General features: G+C 37.7%; 23 protein-coding genes and 1 other annotated feature. Of the genes, 6 read left to right on the top strand and 17 right to left on the bottom strand.

What is annotated here, in order from left to right; all coding sequences use genetic code 11:
* The coding region (locus tag TE34_RS02295; RefSeq protein WP_047983218.1) for a transposase at positions 1-711 on the top strand (711 nt) is incomplete at its 5' end.
* A 136-nt stretch (positions 712-847) separates the two neighbouring features.
* On the opposite strand, the gene TE34_RS02300 is transcribed toward TE34_RS02295, so the two are convergent.
* The 3 genes from TE34_RS02300 to TE34_RS02310 are packed head-to-tail and all read right to left on the bottom strand — an operon-like array spanning position 848 to position 4837.
* Positions 848-2410 (bottom strand): hydantoinase/oxoprolinase family protein, encoded by a 1563-nt coding sequence (locus TE34_RS02300; RefSeq protein WP_047983219.1) that lies wholly within the window; start codon positions 2408-2410, stop codon positions 848-850.
* 1 nt (position 2411) lies between these two features.
* The gene (locus tag TE34_RS02305) at positions 2412-3500 is read right to left on the bottom strand and encodes a DUF917 domain-containing protein (protein WP_047983220.1); all 1089 of its coding nucleotides are present in this window, start codon (positions 3498-3500) and stop codon (positions 2412-2414) included.
* Positions 3497-4837 carry a cytosine permease gene (locus TE34_RS02310; protein ID WP_047983221.1) on the bottom strand — a complete coding sequence of 447 codons (1341 nt, stop codon included), beginning with the start codon at positions 4835-4837 and terminating at the stop codon, positions 3497-3499. The genes TE34_RS02305 and TE34_RS02310 overlap by 4 nt, the downstream gene beginning before the upstream one ends.
* A gap of 425 nt (positions 4838-5262) precedes the next feature.
* Positions 5263-5502: a binding site (T-box leader), on the top strand.
* Between the two features lie 54 nt (positions 5503-5556).
* Here TE34_RS02310 and brnQ point away from each other — a divergent pair.
* Positions 5557-6867: a branched-chain amino acid transport system II carrier protein gene (gene brnQ, locus TE34_RS02315; protein WP_047983222.1), complete on the top strand. Its 1311-nt coding sequence runs from the start codon at positions 5557-5559 to the stop codon at positions 6865-6867.
* A 151-nt stretch (positions 6868-7018) separates the two neighbouring features.
* On the opposite strand, the gene TE34_RS02320 is transcribed toward brnQ, so the two are convergent.
* The 10 genes from TE34_RS02320 to TE34_RS02365 all read right to left on the bottom strand — a co-directional run bounded on the left by TE34_RS02320 (position 7019) and on the right by TE34_RS02365 (position 14532).
* Positions 7019-8350 carry a GerMN domain-containing protein gene (locus tag TE34_RS02320; protein ID WP_047983223.1) on the bottom strand — a complete coding sequence of 444 codons (1332 nt, stop codon included), beginning with the start codon at positions 8348-8350 and terminating at the stop codon, positions 7019-7021.
* Entirely contained in the window at positions 8331-8861 is a 531-nt protein-coding gene (locus TE34_RS02325; RefSeq protein WP_047983224.1) for an RNA polymerase sigma factor, read from the bottom strand. The genes TE34_RS02320 and TE34_RS02325 overlap by 20 nt, the downstream gene beginning before the upstream one ends.
* Positions 8862-9038: 177 nt before the next feature.
* Entirely contained in the window at positions 9039-9500 is a 462-nt protein-coding gene (locus tag TE34_RS02330; protein ID WP_047983225.1) for a DinB family protein, read from the bottom strand.
* 23 nt (positions 9501-9523) lie between these two features.
* Positions 9524-9787 (bottom strand): hypothetical protein, encoded by a 264-nt coding sequence (locus TE34_RS02335; protein WP_047983226.1) that lies wholly within the window; start codon positions 9785-9787, stop codon positions 9524-9526.
* Between the two features lie 18 nt (positions 9788-9805).
* The gene (locus TE34_RS02340; protein ID WP_047983227.1) at positions 9806-11704 is read right to left on the bottom strand and encodes a hypothetical protein; all 1899 of its coding nucleotides are present in this window, start codon (positions 11702-11704) and stop codon (positions 9806-9808) included.
* A gap of 44 nt (positions 11705-11748) precedes the next feature.
* Positions 11749-12174, bottom strand: coding sequence for a PH domain-containing protein (locus TE34_RS02345; protein ID WP_047983228.1), 426 nt, complete (start codon positions 12172-12174; stop codon positions 11749-11751).
* 23 nt (positions 12175-12197) lie between these two features.
* Positions 12198-13025 carry a GNAT family N-acetyltransferase gene (locus TE34_RS02350; protein ID WP_047983229.1) on the bottom strand — a complete coding sequence of 276 codons (828 nt, stop codon included), beginning with the start codon at positions 13023-13025 and terminating at the stop codon, positions 12198-12200.
* A 52-nt stretch (positions 13026-13077) separates the two neighbouring features.
* Positions 13078-13437 carry a YciI family protein gene (locus TE34_RS02355; RefSeq protein ID WP_047983230.1) on the bottom strand — a complete coding sequence of 120 codons (360 nt, stop codon included), beginning with the start codon at positions 13435-13437 and terminating at the stop codon, positions 13078-13080.
* Between the two features lie 82 nt (positions 13438-13519).
* Positions 13520-13822 carry a hypothetical protein gene (locus TE34_RS02360; RefSeq protein WP_047983231.1) on the bottom strand — a complete coding sequence of 101 codons (303 nt, stop codon included), beginning with the start codon at positions 13820-13822 and terminating at the stop codon, positions 13520-13522.
* Between the two features lie 173 nt (positions 13823-13995).
* On the bottom strand, positions 13996-14532 hold the full coding sequence (locus TE34_RS02365; protein ID WP_047983232.1) for an ATP-binding protein: 537 nt from the start codon (positions 14530-14532) through the stop codon (positions 13996-13998).
* Positions 14533-14753: 221 nt separating this feature from the next.
* Here TE34_RS02365 and TE34_RS02370 point away from each other — a divergent pair, with 221 nt between their 5' ends.
* Positions 14754-15602 (top strand): MBL fold metallo-hydrolase, encoded by an 849-nt coding sequence (locus TE34_RS02370; RefSeq protein ID WP_047983233.1) that lies wholly within the window; start codon positions 14754-14756, stop codon positions 15600-15602.
* 99 nt (positions 15603-15701) lie between these two features.
* Here the strand turns inward: TE34_RS02370 and TE34_RS20910 are convergent, their stop codons facing one another.
* The 4 genes from TE34_RS20910 to TE34_RS02390 all read right to left on the bottom strand — a co-directional run bounded on the left by TE34_RS20910 (position 15702) and on the right by TE34_RS02390 (position 19103).
* A complete protein-coding gene (locus tag TE34_RS20910) occupies positions 15702-15848 on the bottom strand; it encodes a hypothetical protein (RefSeq protein WP_157037563.1) in 147 nt (48 codons plus the stop codon).
* Between the two features lie 581 nt (positions 15849-16429).
* A complete protein-coding gene (locus tag TE34_RS02375; protein ID WP_236687090.1) occupies positions 16430-16951 on the bottom strand; it encodes a GNAT family N-acetyltransferase in 522 nt (173 codons plus the stop codon).
* 638 nt (positions 16952-17589) lie between these two features.
* The gene (locus tag TE34_RS02385; RefSeq protein ID WP_047983235.1) at positions 17590-18378 is read right to left on the bottom strand and encodes a hypothetical protein; all 789 of its coding nucleotides are present in this window, start codon (positions 18376-18378) and stop codon (positions 17590-17592) included.
* A complete protein-coding gene (locus tag TE34_RS02390) occupies positions 18378-19103 on the bottom strand; it encodes a hypothetical protein (RefSeq protein WP_047983236.1) in 726 nt (241 codons plus the stop codon). The genes TE34_RS02385 and TE34_RS02390 overlap by 1 nt, the downstream gene beginning before the upstream one ends.
* A 128-nt stretch (positions 19104-19231) precedes the next feature.
* Here TE34_RS02390 and TE34_RS02395 point away from each other — a divergent pair, with 128 nt between their 5' ends.
* The 3 genes from TE34_RS02395 to TE34_RS20915 all read left to right on the top strand — a co-directional run bounded on the left by TE34_RS02395 (position 19232) and on the right by TE34_RS20915 (position 20967).
* The gene (locus TE34_RS02395) at positions 19232-20143 is read left to right on the top strand and encodes an EamA family transporter (RefSeq protein ID WP_047983237.1); all 912 of its coding nucleotides are present in this window, start codon (positions 19232-19234) and stop codon (positions 20141-20143) included.
* Between the two features lie 142 nt (positions 20144-20285).
* Positions 20286-20744: a DUF6843 domain-containing protein gene (locus tag TE34_RS02400; RefSeq protein WP_047983238.1), complete on the top strand. Its 459-nt coding sequence runs from the start codon at positions 20286-20288 to the stop codon at positions 20742-20744.
* Positions 20745-20811: 67 nt separating this feature from the next.
* Positions 20812-20967, top strand: a complete 156-nt coding sequence (locus tag TE34_RS20915; protein ID WP_157037564.1) for a hypothetical protein — start codon at positions 20812-20814, stop codon at positions 20965-20967.
* The last annotated feature ends 15 nt before the right edge of the window (positions 20968-20982 follow it).

Raw genomic sequence — 20982 nt, forward strand, 5'->3', positions numbered from 1 at the left:
GGTTATAATGTGCAGCTTGCGACAGAAGGACAGTATGCCCTCGCCTATGATGTATTTCCAAATCCAACAGATACACGCACGTTCATTCCTTTTCTAGATACGATTGAGAAAAGCTTTTTCAAGTTGCCAAAATATATTGTCGCTGATGCAGGTTATGGTAGTGAACAGAATTATGAGGATGTCATGAATCAACGAGAACGCACGCCGCTCGTTACCTTTAATCAATATCGAACGGAGAAGAAAAAGAAAGTTAAGAATGATCCTTTCAACATAGCCAATTGGCAATATAGCGAAGAAGAGGATTCATTTACTTGTCCAAATAATAAAAAACTACCATTCCGATACACTTCCACCCGAACTGACAAATACGGTTTTACACGTACGTTCAAAGTTTATGAATGTGAAGACTGTTCTGGTTGTCCATTACGTTCCTTGTGTACAAAAGCAAAGGATGGAAACAATCGAAAAGTTTTCTACAACGAGAAATGGGAACAGCAAAAAGAATACATAAGAGAGCAGCTTTCGAATCAAGAAACTGGTGAAATCTATGGGAAACGTAAAATTGACGTAGAGCCAGTCTTCGGATTTTTGAAGGCTAATTTGCGCTTCACTCGAATGTCAGTGAGGGGCAAATCCAAAGTAGAAAATGAATTAGGATTTGCGTTCATGGCGGTGAATCTAAGGAAGTACACCGCCTCTAAAGCGAGTTAGCTAAAAAACAATGACAATAGCCTAATAAAAATGGTTCCAATCATCTAAAAACGATGATCGGAACCATTTTTTAATTATTTTTGGCTAGTTATGTACCAGCCTCTTCCATTTTTTTCTATCTGCTGTTTTTCCTTCTTTAAGCTTGCTTCAACTTCCCAGCTGCTTTCACACGGATTCGTGTTGCATTTCCCGGAAGATATGCTAAAGGTATATCTTCTAGGTCAACAATGACAAGGTCATCCGGATCGGCACCTGCTGTAATCGCTTCTTGTCGTGCGAGTTCCTTCGCTGCTTCGATTGTTTTTTCACGACCTAGTTCATCCATCTTATAGATCTTCTCGATTTGTCCACTCACCTGGGAAATTGCTGAACCAATCGCATTAGCTACCCCAAAGTTATTTGGCTTGATAACTTCTGAAGCACCGCTTAATTGTTCTGGCAATAAGATACTTCCACCACCAACTAGAATAACGGCTGCATCTTCTGCATTAGTCTTCATCTTGTCGATAGCTTCCTCTACCATCCCAATCATTTGTGCATAGACCTTTTCCAAAAAGGCGTTGTCAAGATGAGCTACTTTGGAAGCATCACCGATTTCTGCTCTACCTAAAGCGACAACAATATCTGTAGCTGTTAAGGTATCTCCACCGAAAACAAGTGCTTTTTCGGAAAGCTTGTGTCCAACACTTCCAGGTCCAATCGCTATGGTACCATCTTCGTTTTCACGTATGATGGTTCCACCACCAAGTCCTACCGATAAAATATCTGGCATACGGAAGTTGGTACGAACACCGCCAATTTCTACTGCTAACGATGATTGACGAGGGAATGCATTGTTTAATACTCCGATATCTGTAGTCGTTCCACCGACATCCACTACGATAGCATCTGCTTTATTGGTTAAATACGCGGCACCACGTAAACTGTTGGTTGGACCACAAGCGATTGTAAGAATTGGATATTTAACGGTATATTCCACAGACATTAATGTCCCGTCATTTTGACCGAAAAATACTTTTGCATGAATTCCTTCTTGTTTTAACGCATTAACGAAACCCTCTGCGGTTGTTCTTGCCACATCCACTACCGACGCATTTAGGATGGTAGCATTTTCTCTTTCTAACAGGCCAACATTACCAATCTCACTAGAAAGGGAAATCGCAACGTCTTCTCCTAACACTTCCCGTAAGATTTCTGCTGCTCGTGTCTCATGGACATTGGAAACAGGGGAAAAGACAGAAGTTACCGCAACAGAGTCTACTTCTCCTTTGATTTCCTTAGCAATTTGATAAAGATGTGCTTCATCTAATTCTGTAATAAGGCGACCATCAAATTCATGTCCACCTTCCACTAAATAAACATGCTTTCCTAGGATTTCCTTCAAGTCATCCGGAACACCGACAAGTGGTTTAATCGCAAGTGTTGCAGGAGCACCAATACGAATAACTGCAACCTTGTTCAGACGTTTTCTTTCCACGATGGCATTTGTACAATGCGTCGTCCCTAGCATGGCAAAGTTAATCTGTTCTACAGGAACATTGGCAGCTTGGACAATTTCATGCAAGGCATTATAAATTCCAGTACTGACATCCTCGGTCGTTGAAGATTTTGTCTCTGAGATAACATTGTAATTTTCATCTAATAACACTGCATCGGTATGGGTTCCGCCAACATCGATTCCGATTCGATAGCTTGTCATGTTATTGTCCCCCTTCTAAAAGCTTTTCTAATGGTGTGTAATCTAGGTCGTAACCGAAGTATCTAGGACCGGCTGTTTCAATGCCCTTCTCAGTACGCCATTTGGCATCTGCTGGCAAACCAACCACGACACAGCGTGCGCCATAGCGTAAGCCTTCTGTAGTGATTGGAAGTCCCGTATCCGCATCTAGTACGGCAATTAAATCTGGAGTGATACATAATACTTTGTCATCGGTTTTTGCTAAAAGATGTTCATTTTGGAAGTAAAGGTATAGCGTCTCCCCTTGATTACCTTCCATACCTTCAATCGTTGCCATCCCTCGAGCAAATCCTGTTTCTGTTTTACGGTCAATATCACTTACTTTTCCTGTAAATAAGGAATGACCGTTCGTTAGCTTGAGAACTTCGGTAATTGGGTTTAAATTGTTCTGCTTTGCTTCACGAATGGCTTTTCCGATATTTTCTTCTAATAAAAGCGTATTGTGGATGGAGCTTTCTTTTACAGTTTTTCCGTCCATCGGATAAATGGATAATTGCGTGGAGCCACCCATTTCAACGGTTGCAACACGAGCGATTCTTTCCGCCCATACACTATTTACCGTATTGAGAATAGAGCTATTGCCTTTTTCATCTGATAAAACCATCGGTGTTGCAGATACGCCGTCTAAATAGAAGGTTACCATCTGTAATTCAGGAAATGCTCGGCCCATACCATCTGCGTCAACAACTGGTAAGCCTAATTTGGCTGCTAAAGCTAGTGGAAGAAGCGAGTTCACACCACCAGCCTCGATGGGCATCGTTGCGTAGATTTCCTTACCGAGGTAATTTTGCAGTGCTTCAAATGCAACTAGCGCTTCATTTCCACTAGGGATTTTTTCTACCATAACAGTTGGTGCACCCATCATTGCTGACGGAACAACTAATGCATCGTCTGGAACCTCATCAACGGTAATTAGTTTAATAGGCCCAAACTCTTCTACTGCCTGTAGTGCCATTAGCTTTCCAATATATGGATCACCACCGCCTCCTGTGCCGAGAAGCGCTGCTCCAACTGCGATATCTTCAATTTCTTGTTTGCCAATTAATCTCATGATGCTTGCTCTCCTTTTATAGTTACTGGTGTTGTGTTCAAGCTATTTTCCCCTTGCATTTTACTCGCAACGATTTGCAAGATAAAGGCAACGATAAAGGCATCAAACCCAGATGCACCGGTTAGCGTAAATACTCCAAACCCGTTCGGTGCTGGGGTTGTAAGAAATGCAACCATTGATGCAATGACCCAAATGCCGATGTTCAGGAAGTTAGCACTTTTCACATTTGCTAGTTTTTCAAAGGCATAGTTTTTTCGGTTGATAATAAAATCTGCTACATATATTCCGCCAATTGGTGGGATCAAGACACTTAAAAAGCTTAAGAACGGAATAAAACTATCATAAATACCCACTACCGCTAACAGCGTTCCAATTAAACCAGCTGCAATCGATAAGTAGAATTTCGGTACTTTACGAAAAATAACAGAAAATCCTAACGCAGAGGAGTACAAGTTATTATCGTTTGTGGTCCACTGAGCAATAATTAAGATAACCAATGCCCCAGATCCCCAACCTAGCGTTAACATAATTTGTACGATATCCACCTGTGTTGTTGCTTTTGCTAGAATTGATGAAATAATTAATACGATACTAAATCCAACAAAATACCCCACAAAGGAAGAGATAATAGCATCTTTTGTTGATTTAGCGTAACGAGAAATATCTGGGCCAATAATTGCACCTGTTGCTAGAGAACCAATGATTAACGAAATCGCTACTCCCATAGAAAGTGGATCACTTGTCAATGGTGCTTGAGCGACTTCTGCCATCGATGTGCCATTTAATACACGAACTAACGAACTAACTAATAGAATCGCTAGTAAAGGAACTGCTACCATACTTAATTTCTCAATTGCTTTGTAACCGATAATAGCGGAGATAGACATTGCTAGACCGCCAAGTAGCACCAAATAAATCGGATCGATATTTATACTAAATGTATTATTAAGTACATTTTGTAGGCTCACACTAAATAAATTCAGTTGAACCCCGAACCACCCAAATAACGCGATGGCAATAACGGCCGATACCGCATAAGAACCATATTTTCCTAGAGCAAAGCTAGATACAAGTGCAGTAGATAAACCTGTTTTAGCCCCAACAATGGAACAAGCTGCACTAAGTATCGCTAAAATAAATGTACCCACAAGGGAAGCGATGATGGACTGGGATAACGTCATCCCACTACCTAACGTTCCACCTAATACAATTGCAGATAGTGCAACAATTCCCGCTATCCAAACCAAAGACAGTTTACCCCATCCTTTTCGTTTGTCCTGCGGTACAGGCTCACGTTCATAATCTGTAATAACTTTTGACTCAAATCTCTTTGACATGTGTATTCCTCCCGTGATGTTTTGTATTGATTCGAATCTTGAGAAAATTTAAATTGGACTTCAAACTTTCTACGATTTAGAAAAGTTAATTAGTCGTAATTATACGCCCGTAAATAGACGGTGGCAACCCTTTTTTATGCATTATTTATAAATTTTTAGACTGTTATAATTTATGAAACGTTTTCAAAATACGCGGGTTTAACTTTGTTATCAACATTGGTAGCGTTGACATTTTCGACTAATATTTTTTGCGATCTTTTCTTTAAAATCCACACGCAATAAAAGTTAATAAATTGTATATTTATTCATTTATTGATATTTCCTTTTTTTCCTTCACAGCAAGTATGATCAAAGTGGTATGAAACAAAATAATTTTCAAAATAATATTGACAAGCTTTATTTTATCTGATAAATTACGTTTAATAATAAATTCGATGACGAGAGCAGTACGTTAGGAAATCTGATCCAAAGAGAGCCGGCATATGGTGGAAGTCGGCGTTCAGTCCCTATCCGAAAATCATCTCTGAGATGCAAAGCTGAAATCTAGTAAGCTTTGACGGGTTGTCCACCGTTACAATGGAACGCGTATGATAGTACGCTGACTGAGTGCTGCAGTTTTTTCTGCGGAACTAGGGTGGTAACGCGAGCATAAACTCGTCCCTTCTTTAAGGGGCGGGTTTTTTTTATTATTAAAAACACAAAAAAAGGAGAGAAACACCATGCGTAAATTTGATTCATTGTTTATCGGTCTTATGTTATTTTCTATGTTCTTTGGAGCTGGAAATCTTATTTTCCCACCGTTTTTAGGAGCACAGTCTGGAACTGCATTTTGGTTAGCAATGGCAGGGTTTGTTCTTACTGCCGTAGGATTACCGTTAGTTGTTTTATTCGCTATCGCTAGTGTAAAAGGGGGAATCAAAACGATTGGGGATCGTGTCCATCCAGTATTTGGTGTGATTTTCATGGTGATTGTCTACATGTCAATCGGACCATTCTTGGCTATTCCGCGTAATGCGAATGTAGCCTTTGAGATGGGGCTCATTCCTTTTGTGAACGAATCAACCAACACGACGCTTGTATTATTGCTATTTTCAGTTGTATTCTTTTTACTAGTTTATCTAGTAAGCTTAAATCCTTCTAATCTAGAAAAATATCTAGGACGTTTTATTACTCCTGTTTTACTGGTTGCTATGGTTGTTTTATGTGTCGTTGGCTTTGTACAGCTAGACGGGAAATCCACCGCACCTACTGGGGGATATGAATCTGGGGCATTTTTCAAAGGATTCCTAGAAGGGTATAACACAATGGATGCTTTAGCCGCACTTGCTTTCGGAATTGTCATTTTAACTGCGGTGCAGCAACGTGGGGTTTCTGATGAAAAACAGTTGAAGAGCTATATGCTAAAAGCCGCTATAATTGCAGGTACGTTATTAGCTGCTGTCTATGTTTCCTTAGGTATAATCGGAGGAAGTATGACAGGAGAATTTACAGACGGAACTGGCGTACTAACTGCCGCTTCGACCACATTATTTGGTAAAGGTGGAACCATCTTAATCGGAGTAATCTTTACTCTTGCATGCTTTACTACAGTGGTTGGCTTAACTTCTGCTTGTGGACAATATTTCTCTAAACTGATTCCAAAGGCAAACTATAAAACGGTTGTCTTAGTCATGACACTGATTGGCTTTACCCTAACCAATATGGGCCTTAGCCAAATCTTAAAAGTCTCTGTTCCTTTCTTGGTAACAGCTTATCCGTTAACAATCGTTTTAATCGTGTTAACGTTCTTCCACAAACAGTTCAAGGGAGCTCGAGTGGTATATGTCAGTGCCCTTTCATTCGCTGGAGTATTCGCTGTTATCAGTGGATTGAACGCTTTCGGTTTGAATTTAGGACCTGTTGAAGTGCTTCGCTCGTCATTACCACTAGCTGATGTGGGATTAGAGTGGGTTGTTCCTGCAGTTGTCGGGGCTTTACTTGGGGTGGTTGTTGCTAAGTTGAGTTATAAGGCCGAGCCTGTACTGGAATAGAAGGTGCCTGTCACTCCCCGATATTTGTTGTTTTTTGTCGAGGCATTCTTTGTTACTCTCTCAACTAACCAGAGAGTTCTAGGGATACTTCATTCGACAATACTTGATAAATTTCGGGAGGTCACAGTGACCTCCCGAAAACTCCTGAATTTTACGGATTATGCGCCCCTCTAACAATAGCAATTAAATACCATTCCTCATCGATCTCCTCATATACAAATCGGAGGGCTTGGTACTTATACCAGTCCATGGAATTTGGATCTGATTCATCTAAATACTCTACATAGATAGCGTTTGGATATACGTCGTGAATCGTATTAATCATGGTGCCCATTTCCGAGTCATTATACATAATCTCATTATATTCATAAACATAATCGCCACTTGTTTTCAGTAGGTTTTCTACAAAGTCATTCGGCGTTGCCATAAACTCTGCACCACTTTGATCCCAAGACCAGCTGTACAGGTTCACATTTTCATGAAACGCTCGAACCTCTTCTTTCGTAAAATGTAAATCATCTTCATCGCCAACATTGGAAAAAGGAGAATAGACTAGGCCTCGTTCACTGTGAATATTATTTGCCAGTTGCCCCCACTCCTTTGCCATTAAATGGTTAAATAGTATATCTGACCTTTCCAGCAATAATTCTTTATGTTCCTCACCAGCGTCCATTCGATAATCATCCGCTTGGAATGACTGGCAAGTACGTTGAAGCCATCCATAAAATTGTTCGCAGCTACCATCAAAACGGTATTCAATCGTTTTAACATCTTCAAACTGAGCAATCGTTGTATTTAATGATTGCAGCATGGCCATGGACGCAGCTGATGAGTTTCCATTTGGAATAATCTTGGAGAAATCAACGAAATCTACTATTAAGTGGCCAGAATCTTGTAATTCAATACCGTTTAATAAACCAGCCGTATCCTCATTAAATATGGATAAATAACCATCCTCTTTTTCTTCTTCCGACGGACCTTCTATTAATTGTAGAATGGCATATTCGATACGCTCCTCCACCTTATCACTTTCCATATCCCGCGAAACCGCTCTAACAGGTGGGTATGAAAGAGGGTCAGAATGATTACATTCAAAGTATACCAAAACGCTATCCGGTCTGGGTTCTACATAACTTTCCATACAAGCATACGATATATTTTCCGGAATTGATTCCGGCTCCTCATCCATTTCCGGCTCCATCTCTTCCTCCTCTGGTTCTTCCTCTACTACAATTGGGGTTTCATCTCCTGGCTGATTAATCGAAGGTTGTAATAAATCACTTAAAAACCAACCTACCACTATAAGTAGAGCAATCGTCGCAAATCCAGGTATAAAATGATTAAAAATAATGCCAGTAGTTTTCCGTTTATTCGCCGTTTTATATTTGGAGAGTACTTGTTGGTAGACTTGAGACGATTCCTGTTCCGTCAAATTGATTTGATTTAACTTCTGAAATTGATTATCAAAACCTGACCGCTTCACTGATGTACCCCTCCTTTTTCATTTCCTTCCGAAGGGCATCTAGCCCTCGATGTAACGTAGTTTTGACCCGACTTTCCTTCCAACCCAAAATAGTTGCCGTCTCCATAACCGAAAACTCTCTAATTTTACGTAAAATGATGACATCCCGATACCCTTTCTTTATGCGTGAAAGTGCAGCATAGAGTTGTTCTACATCTTCGCCGAGTACAGTGACTTCCTCAGGAGTTGCTTGATTCGACTTTATTGGTAACAGATGATCTAAATAATAGGTAGCTGGTTTCTTCCTCCGTTGATAATCAATCGCTACATTTCTTGCGATATGATACAACCAGGTTTTCGGACTAGCCTCTCCCCTAAAATCCTCTATGTTTAGTAGTGCCTTGACGTATGTTTCTTGCATTAAATCCTTCGCTTGTTGCCGTTCACCAATCATCATGAAGATATATCGAAATATCTCTTGATGATATTCTTCATACAACAGTTGAACTTGCATCTCTGCCTGTGAGTTCATGATGCACCCCCTTCACCTACTGATCGACCGTATTGTATATAGTATAGACGCAATTATTTATGGGAGGTTACAAAAAATATGAAAATTATTAATCTATGACAATGGCGGTTTTGGACAAAAGAAAAGGTGACCCTATTTCGATCACCTTCAGCAACTATTTCACATGTCCGTATCCTTTTATCTACTTACCAGCAGCTGCTTCATACTCTTAACAATCCCCATATGTAGACTTTCATGATTCATATGAAAAACAACCATGTCCCCTAGAGTTCGCATACCTAAGAAAGGCTCTCGTAGTGGATCATCCAGGTGCCCTTTACAAGCTTCTACTATAAAAGAGGGCTGTTCTTCTAATTGTTTTATAATTTCACTCATTGTCGGTGGTTGTTCTATCCAATCTTCTGGTTTACTTCCACTTGGAAACAGTAAGTGATAGGATGGTGGCATTTGCCTTTCCTTATTAACAGCTGGAAACATCGTATTATCCCAGCCAACTAAGATATGGCCAGCATTCCAGTGTATGCTGTTTGAATGACCTTGTGGAATTTGGTCTGATAATTCTTCTGGAATGGTACGAAGAAACTCCACGGTCCAATTACGCCATAATTTCATTTGCTCAAATAATTGTTCTTCTCTCATCTTTATAACCTCCGACAATAGGTTTACTTCTTTTCAATTTCATTCTTTAATTGGTAAATTTTTAACTCTAACGATTCAACATACGTTCTAACTACTCTTAATAAAACTCCAACAAATACAAGAACCAATCCACCTACAATAAATACATAGGCTCTAACTTTTCTAATCGTAAACATATGGTCATTAGTTCCATCATATAGATATTCCCAAGATTGAGTCCAACCAAAGAAAATAGATATAACACCTAATGTTATGGGTAATACAGTAATCCATCTTAACTTTTTCATATTTCTTTCTACCTCTCTCTACTCAGGCAGCACTATTTCTACCGCCACAAGTTTCCCTTCCTCATCTCTAACACAAAGAAGGGTAATATCCCCTTCCGGAAATGGGACAATCACTTGATACTCATTCCTATCACTATCATTAGACCAACCTTTACGTTCATAGCTATCATAGGCGTTCTGATTATTGAAGAAGTCCAGGAATGTTGCAGTATCAACATCTCCATATAGCCCCATTAATTTTTCCGTCCACTCTTCTGCCGTTCTGTTTGAAATATTCGTTTGTATTCCAAGCTGCTCATAATACTCACCCAGCTGAGCGAGAAATGCCCCATCAGTCTGTTGGAGAAAGGCCGCGACGAGGATTTCATAATCGCGATATTCTGAGTCCTCACTAATCGTAAGACTAGTTATATTTTTTGTCTTCATCAAATCTAATATTCTATCTTTCGTAATCTGCTCTTTGGAATACCAAAAGTATTTAAAATCGTCTGGATTCACCGGACTGAAATGAGGAATAAAATACTTCCCATCGTCCGATAGTTGTATGACAGTTTGTGGGTCAAACCGCTTCTTATATTGAAAAACAAACACATCATTTCCACCATTCATCACAAAGATGTCCATTCCCATTGGTTCATCGGACTGACCCGTAGTGGTAAGGTGAGCATATCCGTCTTCCGTGTTGGATGTATAGTAGAGTGTGCCATTCGTATAGACTGGAGATAAACGGTAGATAAACGATGACGTCTCCACTACTTCCTCTATGTCGTGAAATGTAGCATGACCTCGTTTAGTAATTTTATCCTTTTCCACTACCCAAGTGACTTCCCCTTCACCGATCAGTGTATCTGCTCCAGTTCCAGCTTCTGGCAAGGACATCGTAAGTTGGAATGCATCGTCCTCTTCAAAACCATAAGTTGTTAAGGTATGGGCTGATCCAACACTAGCATTCGACCAACTTGCCTTATAATAAACTCCTTCTGTAAGAGTCGTTTTAGATTGAATTTGCAGGGCGGTTACTAGTTTCCCATTAGCAAATTGAACACCTAATAAAGGTAAAACAACAATACTCACAACAATGGCCCACTTTTTCCACTTTGGAGAATGATCCTCTTCTTCTTGTTCCAATCCCAGTTCCCCTCGAATACAAGTGTTTAATAGATTCATAAACGCAGCAATAAACACACTACCAATACATGTATAGGAAACGAGTCCGACATAGTACTGTATAGATTCATTAGGCACCCATTGTATAAGTAAGGAAAGGATTAGTACAGAAAACACAGCCCCTAACGCTAGAGGAATAAATCTCTTAATATAACGCTTCCAATATTTTGGTGTATCTCGAAAGGATTCTCCTAAACTTTTATCCTCCAAAACCATGATATATGGCGCTAGTAGATACAAAAGGAGAACAATAAATCCAACAATTCCACCAATCACCGTGCTAATCAAAAGGAAGAAGGATACAAACGTAAGGATTGCAGTAAACAATTGATACAGAAACAATCTCCCAAAATAACGGTAACCAACTCGAAGGATCGAGTGATTTTCCAAACTTCCCGGCACTAACACTTTCTTCATACTACCGAGATACATCGCCATGGCAAAACTAATGGCAGCAAAATAGAGGATACCAATGACAATAGTCACCACGACACTTCCGCCTTCATAAATAGGAAGAAACGAGAGCGACTGTTTTATATCAGTGATCAGAGGAATAAACAATGGCAGAGTAAACTGGATATGAAAATCTGGTGAAGTTTCCCCGTATTGAACATTTCCAAATGTATAAAGTCCAATACCATACAACGACATGACACCCATTCCAAAACTAATTAGCACTTGTAACAGAATGGGTATGATCAGAATAACTGGTTGTTTCATAATAAGTTTAAAACCTTCTTGTAAATTCATTACTATCTCCCTTCAATTATATTGCGCATAAGGAAATGCATTTCCTATAAATTAGAGGTTACATTTTCATCTAACTCTATGTTGACATCTTCTTTTAAGAGTAGATTGATAAACTCTTGCTCATTTTTAGGTGATATTAAAATCACATTATAATTGCCATACTCAATTTTTAACCGATCTACAGACAAAGCAGGTGCGGCCAATGGATTACTACTTTTAGTGACCTTCTTCAATTCACTAATCATTATGGTTTTGCGAAATGGCCCAAAGATTACCCGTAGTTTACCATCCTTAACCATATAACCAGTTTTAAACCACAACCACATCAACGGTATTATAATCACTAACAACAAGACTCTCCATAATGAAAAGTAAGATCCCGTATCATTTAAAGAAACGAAAAGTGATAGGAAGATTGCTCCCCATATGATAAAGGTTAGCCATAAATCTCTTTTAGAAGGAAAATACATCTGAATAACCTCCTTTAAAGGTACTAAAAAGGAAAATAATACCCCACATAACCAAATACATTAGTAAACCCTAATCTCTCCGCAATAGCGATAGAAGGTTTATTATCTTCCATACAATCCCAATAAGGGAGTCCATCTCTTTCCAAGCAATCTTTAACAAAACGATGAGCTAATCCTTGTGCTAGTTTTCTCCCTCGATAAGACTCTAACGTTTCAATGGCAACACTATGTACATCTTCAACGACAAATACAGAATAACAAATACTAACGATCTTGTTATCGTGAACGATACAATACCCAATCCCCTGTTCAAAGAAATCATCCGGTGAAGACCAAGCCTCCAAAATTTTAGAGTGTAGGTATTCAATATTACTAATTTCATTTTTCTTGTTTTCATAGAGGGTTCTATCAATCTTTTTAATTTTATAACCTGTTTCTAGCTTCGGTTCACCTTTAGCTAGATAGTTTTCCTCTTGTATCATATAAACTCTCTGGTTCCAGCTTTCTAATTTACGATGTTCAAATATCCTCTCAATAACCTTATTCCATTTCGGGTGATTCCCAATCCCTTCAAACCAGTTTAACCCAACATTCATTGCTTCCGGCTTGATAACGGTCTCAACAAAATCATTGATTTGTCTAGTAAACCCCTCATTTTCTTCATTTCCAATAAAGAAAAATCCATCATTATTACCTAGCCATACAAGACCGGAACTAGGAGAAATAATATCATCTACAAATATGCGACCAGGGTTAATTCCTTCAATTACAGCTTTTACTTCTAATTGTCCTTGCTCATTTATTAAACTATTGCACTTATCAAAGTCATGCTTACTTAGTTCAGATATCATAAAAACTCTCCTAATACTCATGAAATTAACCCTCTACTTACCTAAAAACATCCTAAATAATCCCCAATTCTTTTTGAATCTTATGTTTGTAATCAATATACCCTTGGTCAAAACCCGGACTTTCATTTTCAAACTTACTCATTTTATAATCCCATTGTTTTATTTCATAACGGAAGATACCATTTTTAACAGTAGGATCATTTTCTGCAAATTTAATAACGTCTTCTTCTTTCTCTGCATCAATAACTATGGCTCCTCCAGTTGAACCTCCGAATGGCCCAGCTAAAACTATAGTTCCTTTATTATATTCAGTTTGGACATAGACAGCATGTTCAGGCATGAACGGTTGATTATGTAAAACTACACCATCAATCCAATTTATTGATGGAGTTAACAAAATTAGGTATCTCATAAATTAACCTCCATTAAATATTTTATTTAGTTATTCAATCCTACTGTTCTACTAGTACAACGAGAGATTGGTTAGCGGAAAGCTATTTTCCCTCTAAAATATCATTCTCTTTAATTTGCTTTTCTTTTTCTCTAAGTAAAACTGCAAATTTTGCAAACAGGATAGGGATAAGTGAGAAAACAATACAAATAGGAACGATTATAATAGCTAAACTTACAGCATCAACAATGATGGAATAAATATAACCAATTAAGCCACTTACTAATATAATTACCCACGATGGTAAACGTTGGAATATGAAACAAACTAAACCACTAACTAACATAATCAACATAATTAGTACAAGAAAATGCCACCATAGCGTAAAGTAGAAACCTAATGCCACTTTATCCCCCCCTTATTAACCTCTTCTGGCCCAATAGTAGAATAGCAAATTACTGAAATGACAACTTCTACCACCATACTAACATAATATTCCAAAAATAATATTGGGAGTTGCCCAAAAGAACAAGGAGCTCTTACCCAGATCACCTTTTATCACAATAGCAACCATGTGATTCAATTAGTATTTAGATAATCTAAGACAATATCAACTCTTTCTTTGACTGAATAATCCCCTTCAATTTTTAATACTGGGCAAGACAAGTCTGCCATCCAATGCTCGTGTAACGTTTTACTTCTAACTTCCATTCCTGCACGATCATATAATGAAGCCCACTCTAAAAATGTTTTCGATTGTTCATATTTACTACCACCAGCTAATATTTCATTTCCATATCGTTGGAATTCCCTTTGCTTTAGCCTTTCAAGCCTTATATCTTGTGGTATCCATAGGAATATAACCAGGTCAAAATAACTTTTAAAGTTGTCACCCCAACCACACACTGCTCCGGAAAGAATATAATTTTCGTTACGTGATAAATCCTTTTCAAGCATCTGTCTTCTTTCAGACACTTCTCTTTGTTTAGTAAATTTAGTTGTCCAAAAGTAATCATCGGCATCAAGATATGTATGAGGCAAAACCTTTGATAATGAAGAACCAAGTGTCGAAGTTCCAGCCCCCGAGGCACCCATTATATGAATTTTTTCTTTCATTGATTTCCCCCTATGTAATGATTGAATTACACAAATGATAAAATTTAGAAATTTTTAAATGCATAATCTTTATTATGTTATACTTTTCTTTAGTGAAGCAAGGAGGTATAAGTCCAATGGTAAAAAATTAATATGAGAAAATCTAAAGTTTAATAACTTTTAAATAAACATGTAGATTTTCTCTTTCATAGAACCAATTTACAGAAGAAAGGAAAAATAACATGTTACATAAATTAAGTGATACTATTTATTATTTATCCAATCAAGATGATAGAGAGCGACCAACATTAGGACTGGTATGTGGTGACCGATATAGTCTAATCGTCGATTCTGGTAATTCTCCTCAGCATGCGCAGGACTTTTTACTAGAAATCGAGAAACTAAATGTACCGCCTGTCAAATATGTAGTTATTACCCATGCACATTGGGATCATTTCCTAGGAATGAATGATTTTGAAGCAACTGTTATCGTTAATAGTCAAACTAATGAAGTGATAAAAGAGTGGCAAGATATGTCCTATGACGATGGTTCACTACAAAATTATGTGACTACGAATCAGATGAGTGATATGTGTATGAAGATTATACAAACTGACATGCCCAACAGGGACAGTTTCAAGTTGAAAGCTCCAGATGTAATCTTTGACAAGACCTTAACGATTGATTTAGGTAATAAAGTTTGTGTTATCGAGAGAATCAACGCAACTCATACCAATGACTCTACTATCATTTATATTCCTGATGAAAAAGTTATTTTTTTAGGAGATTGTGCATACGGAACAACCTCAAATTCTTTATTTCATTACAACCAATCACAGTTATTGCCTATGATGAAGGACATTCAAAAGTATGATGCGGAAATGTTCTTACTTGGTCATGAATCTATCTGTGATTTAAATGAAATGAATATTTACTGGGAAGAGTTAACAACAGCAAGCCAAGCTGTAAAAACCTCTTCACTAGAAAATGCGCTAGAGTCCTTTAAGGTAGAAAATAAAAGGGACCCTAATGATAATGAATTATTTTTCATAAAAGCATTTGTGAATGACCATATTGCTCAGACACTATAAATCTATTAATACATCAATCAAACAGAGGCCATCTCATTATAATGTTAAAATGAGGTGGCTTTTAAATTAGTTGATAATGATGCTCGTTTAGGTGAAGTGCTAACTAAACATTCCATTCGCTGCCAATCGTGCTAGGGACTCTAAAGATTCCTTAATATCAGTTAGTTGCATTCCAATGTATATCAAAGAACCAACTCCCACTACAAGAGATATTGATTTAATTATCCTATATGCTTGTTCATCCATATTATTACCTCCTTATCAGTATAACTATAACTACTAACTAATCCGTTTTAGTAGGTTAGAAGTTACAAATCTAGTAGAACTATAACAACTTTTAATACAATTGTATTAAAGGGAGAATATAGCTTTTATGTTAGTATAATATTTTTTGCAACTCTCTTATATTTAGCCATAAATGGTTCTAAAAATATAAGTATAGCTACGCTTATCAAAAATAATGCAATGCTAATTAAAGGCAATTCATTGGAATTTAAGTAAAACATTAATACAACTAATGAAATTTCTATTGCTCTAATAAAGATCTATAAAATATTAGTTGAAATAATAATCTTATACGTTGTGCCACACTTTGAACATTCAATCTTTGAACGTATAAATAAATTACTTGTGGATTTTGAAATTCCCTTCTTCTAAACAGTAAATTGCAATTATGACAGTTCTGTAATTTCATACTTGCTCTCTCCCATTAAGTCGACTGCCCCTAAACCGTAGTTTTTTTTACTAACCTCCCCCTAATATAACAAAGTAGACATTCTTTATAATTATTGCACCCGTTACTTCAAGAAAGTACAACTTCGAATCTTTTACTCTTCACTTTGTTTCTGTTTTGTATAATAGAGGTTTAAGTCGTCATCTACCAAAACCTGGCTTCCTGGAGAAACAGGATGTGCTTTATATATGACACCTCTCCCATCTGGGATATACCCCCTCTTCGCATAAATGCGTTGGGCACTCCCATAACTATCATATAAACCAACACCAATTCCGACGATTCCAAAGTCCTTTAAAGCAATCTCTTCTATCGAATCCATTAAGGCACTTCCAATCCCTTTTTCTCTTAATTTAGGGTTGACGTTAAAATCGTTGACTTCTGGAATTCCATTTTCTAAAAAATATGGATAGTATGATTTAAAAAGAAGGTGTAAACTACCCGCAAATTGTTCTTCGTAAAACGCGAGTAATGTTATTCTTTCACCTTTTTCATTTTGCTTCCAGCATTCTAATATGTACTCCAATGATTTATTAATATTGTTCTCGGCGAAAACTCGATATACGGTGTCTATATCTTTACCTGTCATCAGCCGAACCTCTATTTGATTAACCAAATTCAATTCCTCCAATAACTCTCCGTTAGCATAACAACTTCACAGTAATTATTAACATAATATTCAAAACATATATTATGATAATAAGGAACATCCAATTTGATGCCTTATTGAACTTGCACCCGTTTAGTTAAAAAAAACTAATAAAGTCTGCAAAATATAAAATGTCAAAGTAGTAAGAATGATATCAACAGCAATTTTTATTTTTGCTCTTTTCTTGTACTCATCTTCAAAAAAGTACCTTAATAGATAGAACACAGTAAACATACCCAATACTTCTATAAAACTAAAGTTTGGTATATTGGGAACGTAAAATAGATTAAATACTATGTAACCAGTTATCAAAACAAATATTATTACTTTAAATTCTTTTTTCAAAGTATCCCCCATTTTCTTTGTCTCTTCTTCAACTCTTCCGCCCCTCAGCCTAAGTACATCTATTCACAAACTCTATTAACAGCATAGCATATTGCTACTATTTTCTAAATAGACTAACAACTAGTCCAACCTTCTTTATAATTACCTCGCGACACCGATGTATATCTACACTCAAAAAAGGGTGCTCAACCCTATGTGGTCAAGCACCTTTTTATGCAATCTTCTATATTATTATCTCTCCAGCCCGCAATAAGAATTAATTAATCGACAGACTCCGACAAATCTCGGGTCGTGAAAGGCACCTCCAAATCTCCCTCGTTTAAAATCCTCAAATAGTCAAGGGTGATATCGACATCAGTATAGTAAACATGGCCGTTAAATGTTCGTTCTAGCGACAGTTCTACACCCTCTTGATAAGAAGGAATCCAGCCAAATTGCATGTATTGTGCTGGGAAAAAGGAGTTAAAGAACATATTGGATTGGTTGGAAATGCCCATCTGATTAAAGGCATCCATCACCGAAACCCATTCTTCCGGTAGCTTCATAGCACCATAAGACTTACTAAGCGATACGTCCGTACCCAATTGGATTCCTGGATAATATGTATCTCTTTGATCCTCTCCCCCATAATTACTTATATGATAGTTCCGATCACGTAAGAGGTAGAAGTCCATGGTAGTCATCTCATCCTCCGGGTGAATATTCCATACAAAGTGATACGTCGACGGATCTCCCCGATCAATCTTCCATATCCTTGGTTCTCCCCTCGAAGATATCGCAGCAACCCGCCATTTATGTTTTTCCCAAACCCAATAGCTCAAGCCATAATCATCCCTATCTGAGATAAAGGGCACCAAGACATGTTTTGCATCCAATACAAGTGTATCTTGAATCTCACTTGCGGATGCGCCAGAATCAACTCTATTAATCTCATTCAACAATGCCTCATTCGTTGGAAAGGCAGTTGGCTTTGCCAGATAAAACCAATAAATCCAACCTGCTAATAGCACCATAGCAATGACAAACCACAATCTTTTCTTTTTCATCATCACTCCACCCCCTCAATGATGGAGTGATCGAAGCGAAAGTAGAGCTGATTTTCAGCTGTCGTAATTAAGACCCCTTTTCCATCATCCTCAACAAAAATCACGGAATGCAAACCACTGCCCCATGCTGCATCAGTATTGACCAATTGATACGGGAACCGCTCATCTTTTTCATTTATCTCACCGCGATTCAAATATGTATCTTCGTACCATTGATCACTGTATATCGTTTCTTGCTTCATCGCTTGTAGTTCTTTTTTCAAACGATCCTTATCCAATACACCATCCTCCATAGCTGACGGGTGGACAGCCACAAGGGAGGCATTTTCAAATTCGGACAAATACGTTGCGGCTTCATCTTTCGGATACACGACATGATGAATGGGAATAGCAAGAAGTGTCGATGCAAGGAAAAGATAATTTGCCCAAAACCCTAACCAAGCAAAGCGGCGATATGCTTCCCAATTTCTTCCTGTCCACTTAAAGAAAACATAGATTGCCCATACACCTAACGGTAAGATTGATAGTTTCACCAGTGTATTAAACATTTGCCAATTAATAGAAAACGAGAAAAGACTAACGATAATAATTACAGCTATCTTCCATACTTTCGGTTTTTCTATTTGTTTCTTATAAATTCGAAGCGCCAAGTAAGCAATCACCGACCAAACGATACCACTCATGAAAATGATGATGATATCGTCTGGAAAATTAAAATTGATTTCCATCCAAAATCCCCTTTGCAAATAATAGTAAGTTAGACTAAAGTAGACTTTTATACTAGAATACAGTAGTTGGCATATGAAACCAAGGTCATAACCTAATAGATTTATATTTTCATCAAGGAGGGCTCATCATGAAGTTAAATAAAGGAGTACTTTTTGTATTAATTGGTGCTGGGTGTTTCGGGTTTACACCGGTATTTGCGAAGCTCGGGTTTAGTTATGGCTACTCACTAGGCCAAATTAATATCATCCAAATGCTCTTTTCCGCAGCTATTTTATGGTCCTTGACCTTCATTAAACGGTCTAGCTTTAAAGGCCTCACGCGAAAAAACACCCCACAAATTATGATTACTGGCTGTTTCATTGGACTTACAAGTGTTTTCTATTATGGTTCCATGCAATACTTGCCAGCCTCATTAGCAATCATCTTAATGTTCCAATTTGTTTGGATCGGAATCGTATTAGAGTGGATCTTTAGCAAGGTAAAGCCTGCGCCAATTACTATTCTATCCATTGTATTAATCTTGACTGGTGTCTTTTTCGCTTCCAACATTTTAAATGGAGACATTCACGGCTTACCGGTTAAAGGTCTTGTGTATGGCATTCTATCTGCCTTCACCTATTCAGGGTTTATTTTCTTCAGTGGCAAGGTAGCAGTTCAAGTCAATCCGTGGACAAGAAGCTCGTTAATGGCAACAGGATCAGCCATCTTAATACTCATCCTATTTATGCGTGAAATTCCGACCGTACTACCTCTAGAAATGGATCTAGTACAAAGTGCGATTGGTGTATCACTATTTGGTTCGATTTTACCGCCGTTATTCTTTGCTGTTGGAGCACCACTCATTTCAGGCGGACTAGCAAATATACTAACTTCAGTCGAATTACCAGTAGCTATTTTATCCGCAAGCCTTATACTCTCCGAAACCGTGACACCAGTTCAGTGGTTCGGTATCGCTATTATTCTCGTAGCAATTGTGTTAAATGAACTCGGTACCAATTACTTTAAAAAGAATGAAAAAATAGAGCAGCATGTCACGTAAACATTGTGCATACTTTCCTTCCTTTATGGATGGAGAGAATGCACTTTTTTATTTTATGAGTCTGTAATTGGTATCAGGTTGTGGTAAAATATGGTTAAATATTGTGAATTTTTAGCATCTAAACTACTGGGAGTGGTGATGGGTGAGAAAAATAATAGGCATCGCTGTGCTCTTTCTGATTTATATTGGCTTGATTTTTAGCTTTATAGTCAGTCGTGAAGGGGTAGACCAAACTTATTTATTACCTTCAGGGTTTGAGGGGTGTGTCGTAATTTACTACGATGCGCAAGATGCATTACCGTTAAAAATTGAAAACAATGAAATAGTCTATCGAGTTCCAAAAAGTGGCGTAATATATACTTCATCACCATATGACTTTGGTTGGATTAGTGAAGAGGGTTCGGGATCTGCTCAAATACGTGCATTTTATGTTGATCAACAAGGAGAAGTAATAGAGGAATTACCCCAAGAAAAGATAAGATTCGGCGCACTCGGTGGGCGTGGAGATGGAAAATATGCCAAATACTATTACTATCAGATTTTCGGTTCAAAGGAGATGGAAGATAAAGGTTGTCATGAACTGGTAGAGATGGGTTTATAGAAGTACTCTGCTTATACTTCTAGTGTTTAGTGGGTCGTTAAAATCAGACAGGGAGAAGGTAGATAATATGAAAGATTGGCACGTTTTATTTCTTGGTGCATGTTTCTTAATAGGCGCATTTTGGATAGGTATTGCAATTGATGGAGTCAATATGAGTATAGGCAATTTAATCACAGCAATACAAGAAGTGGCAGAATCAATTGAAAGAACAACTAATAACTAGTAGTAAATCAGTACT

The organism is Ornithinibacillus californiensis (assembly GCF_001038485.1).
Classification (GTDB): domain Bacteria; phylum Bacillota; class Bacilli; order Bacillales; family Amphibacillaceae; genus Ornithinibacillus; species Ornithinibacillus californiensis.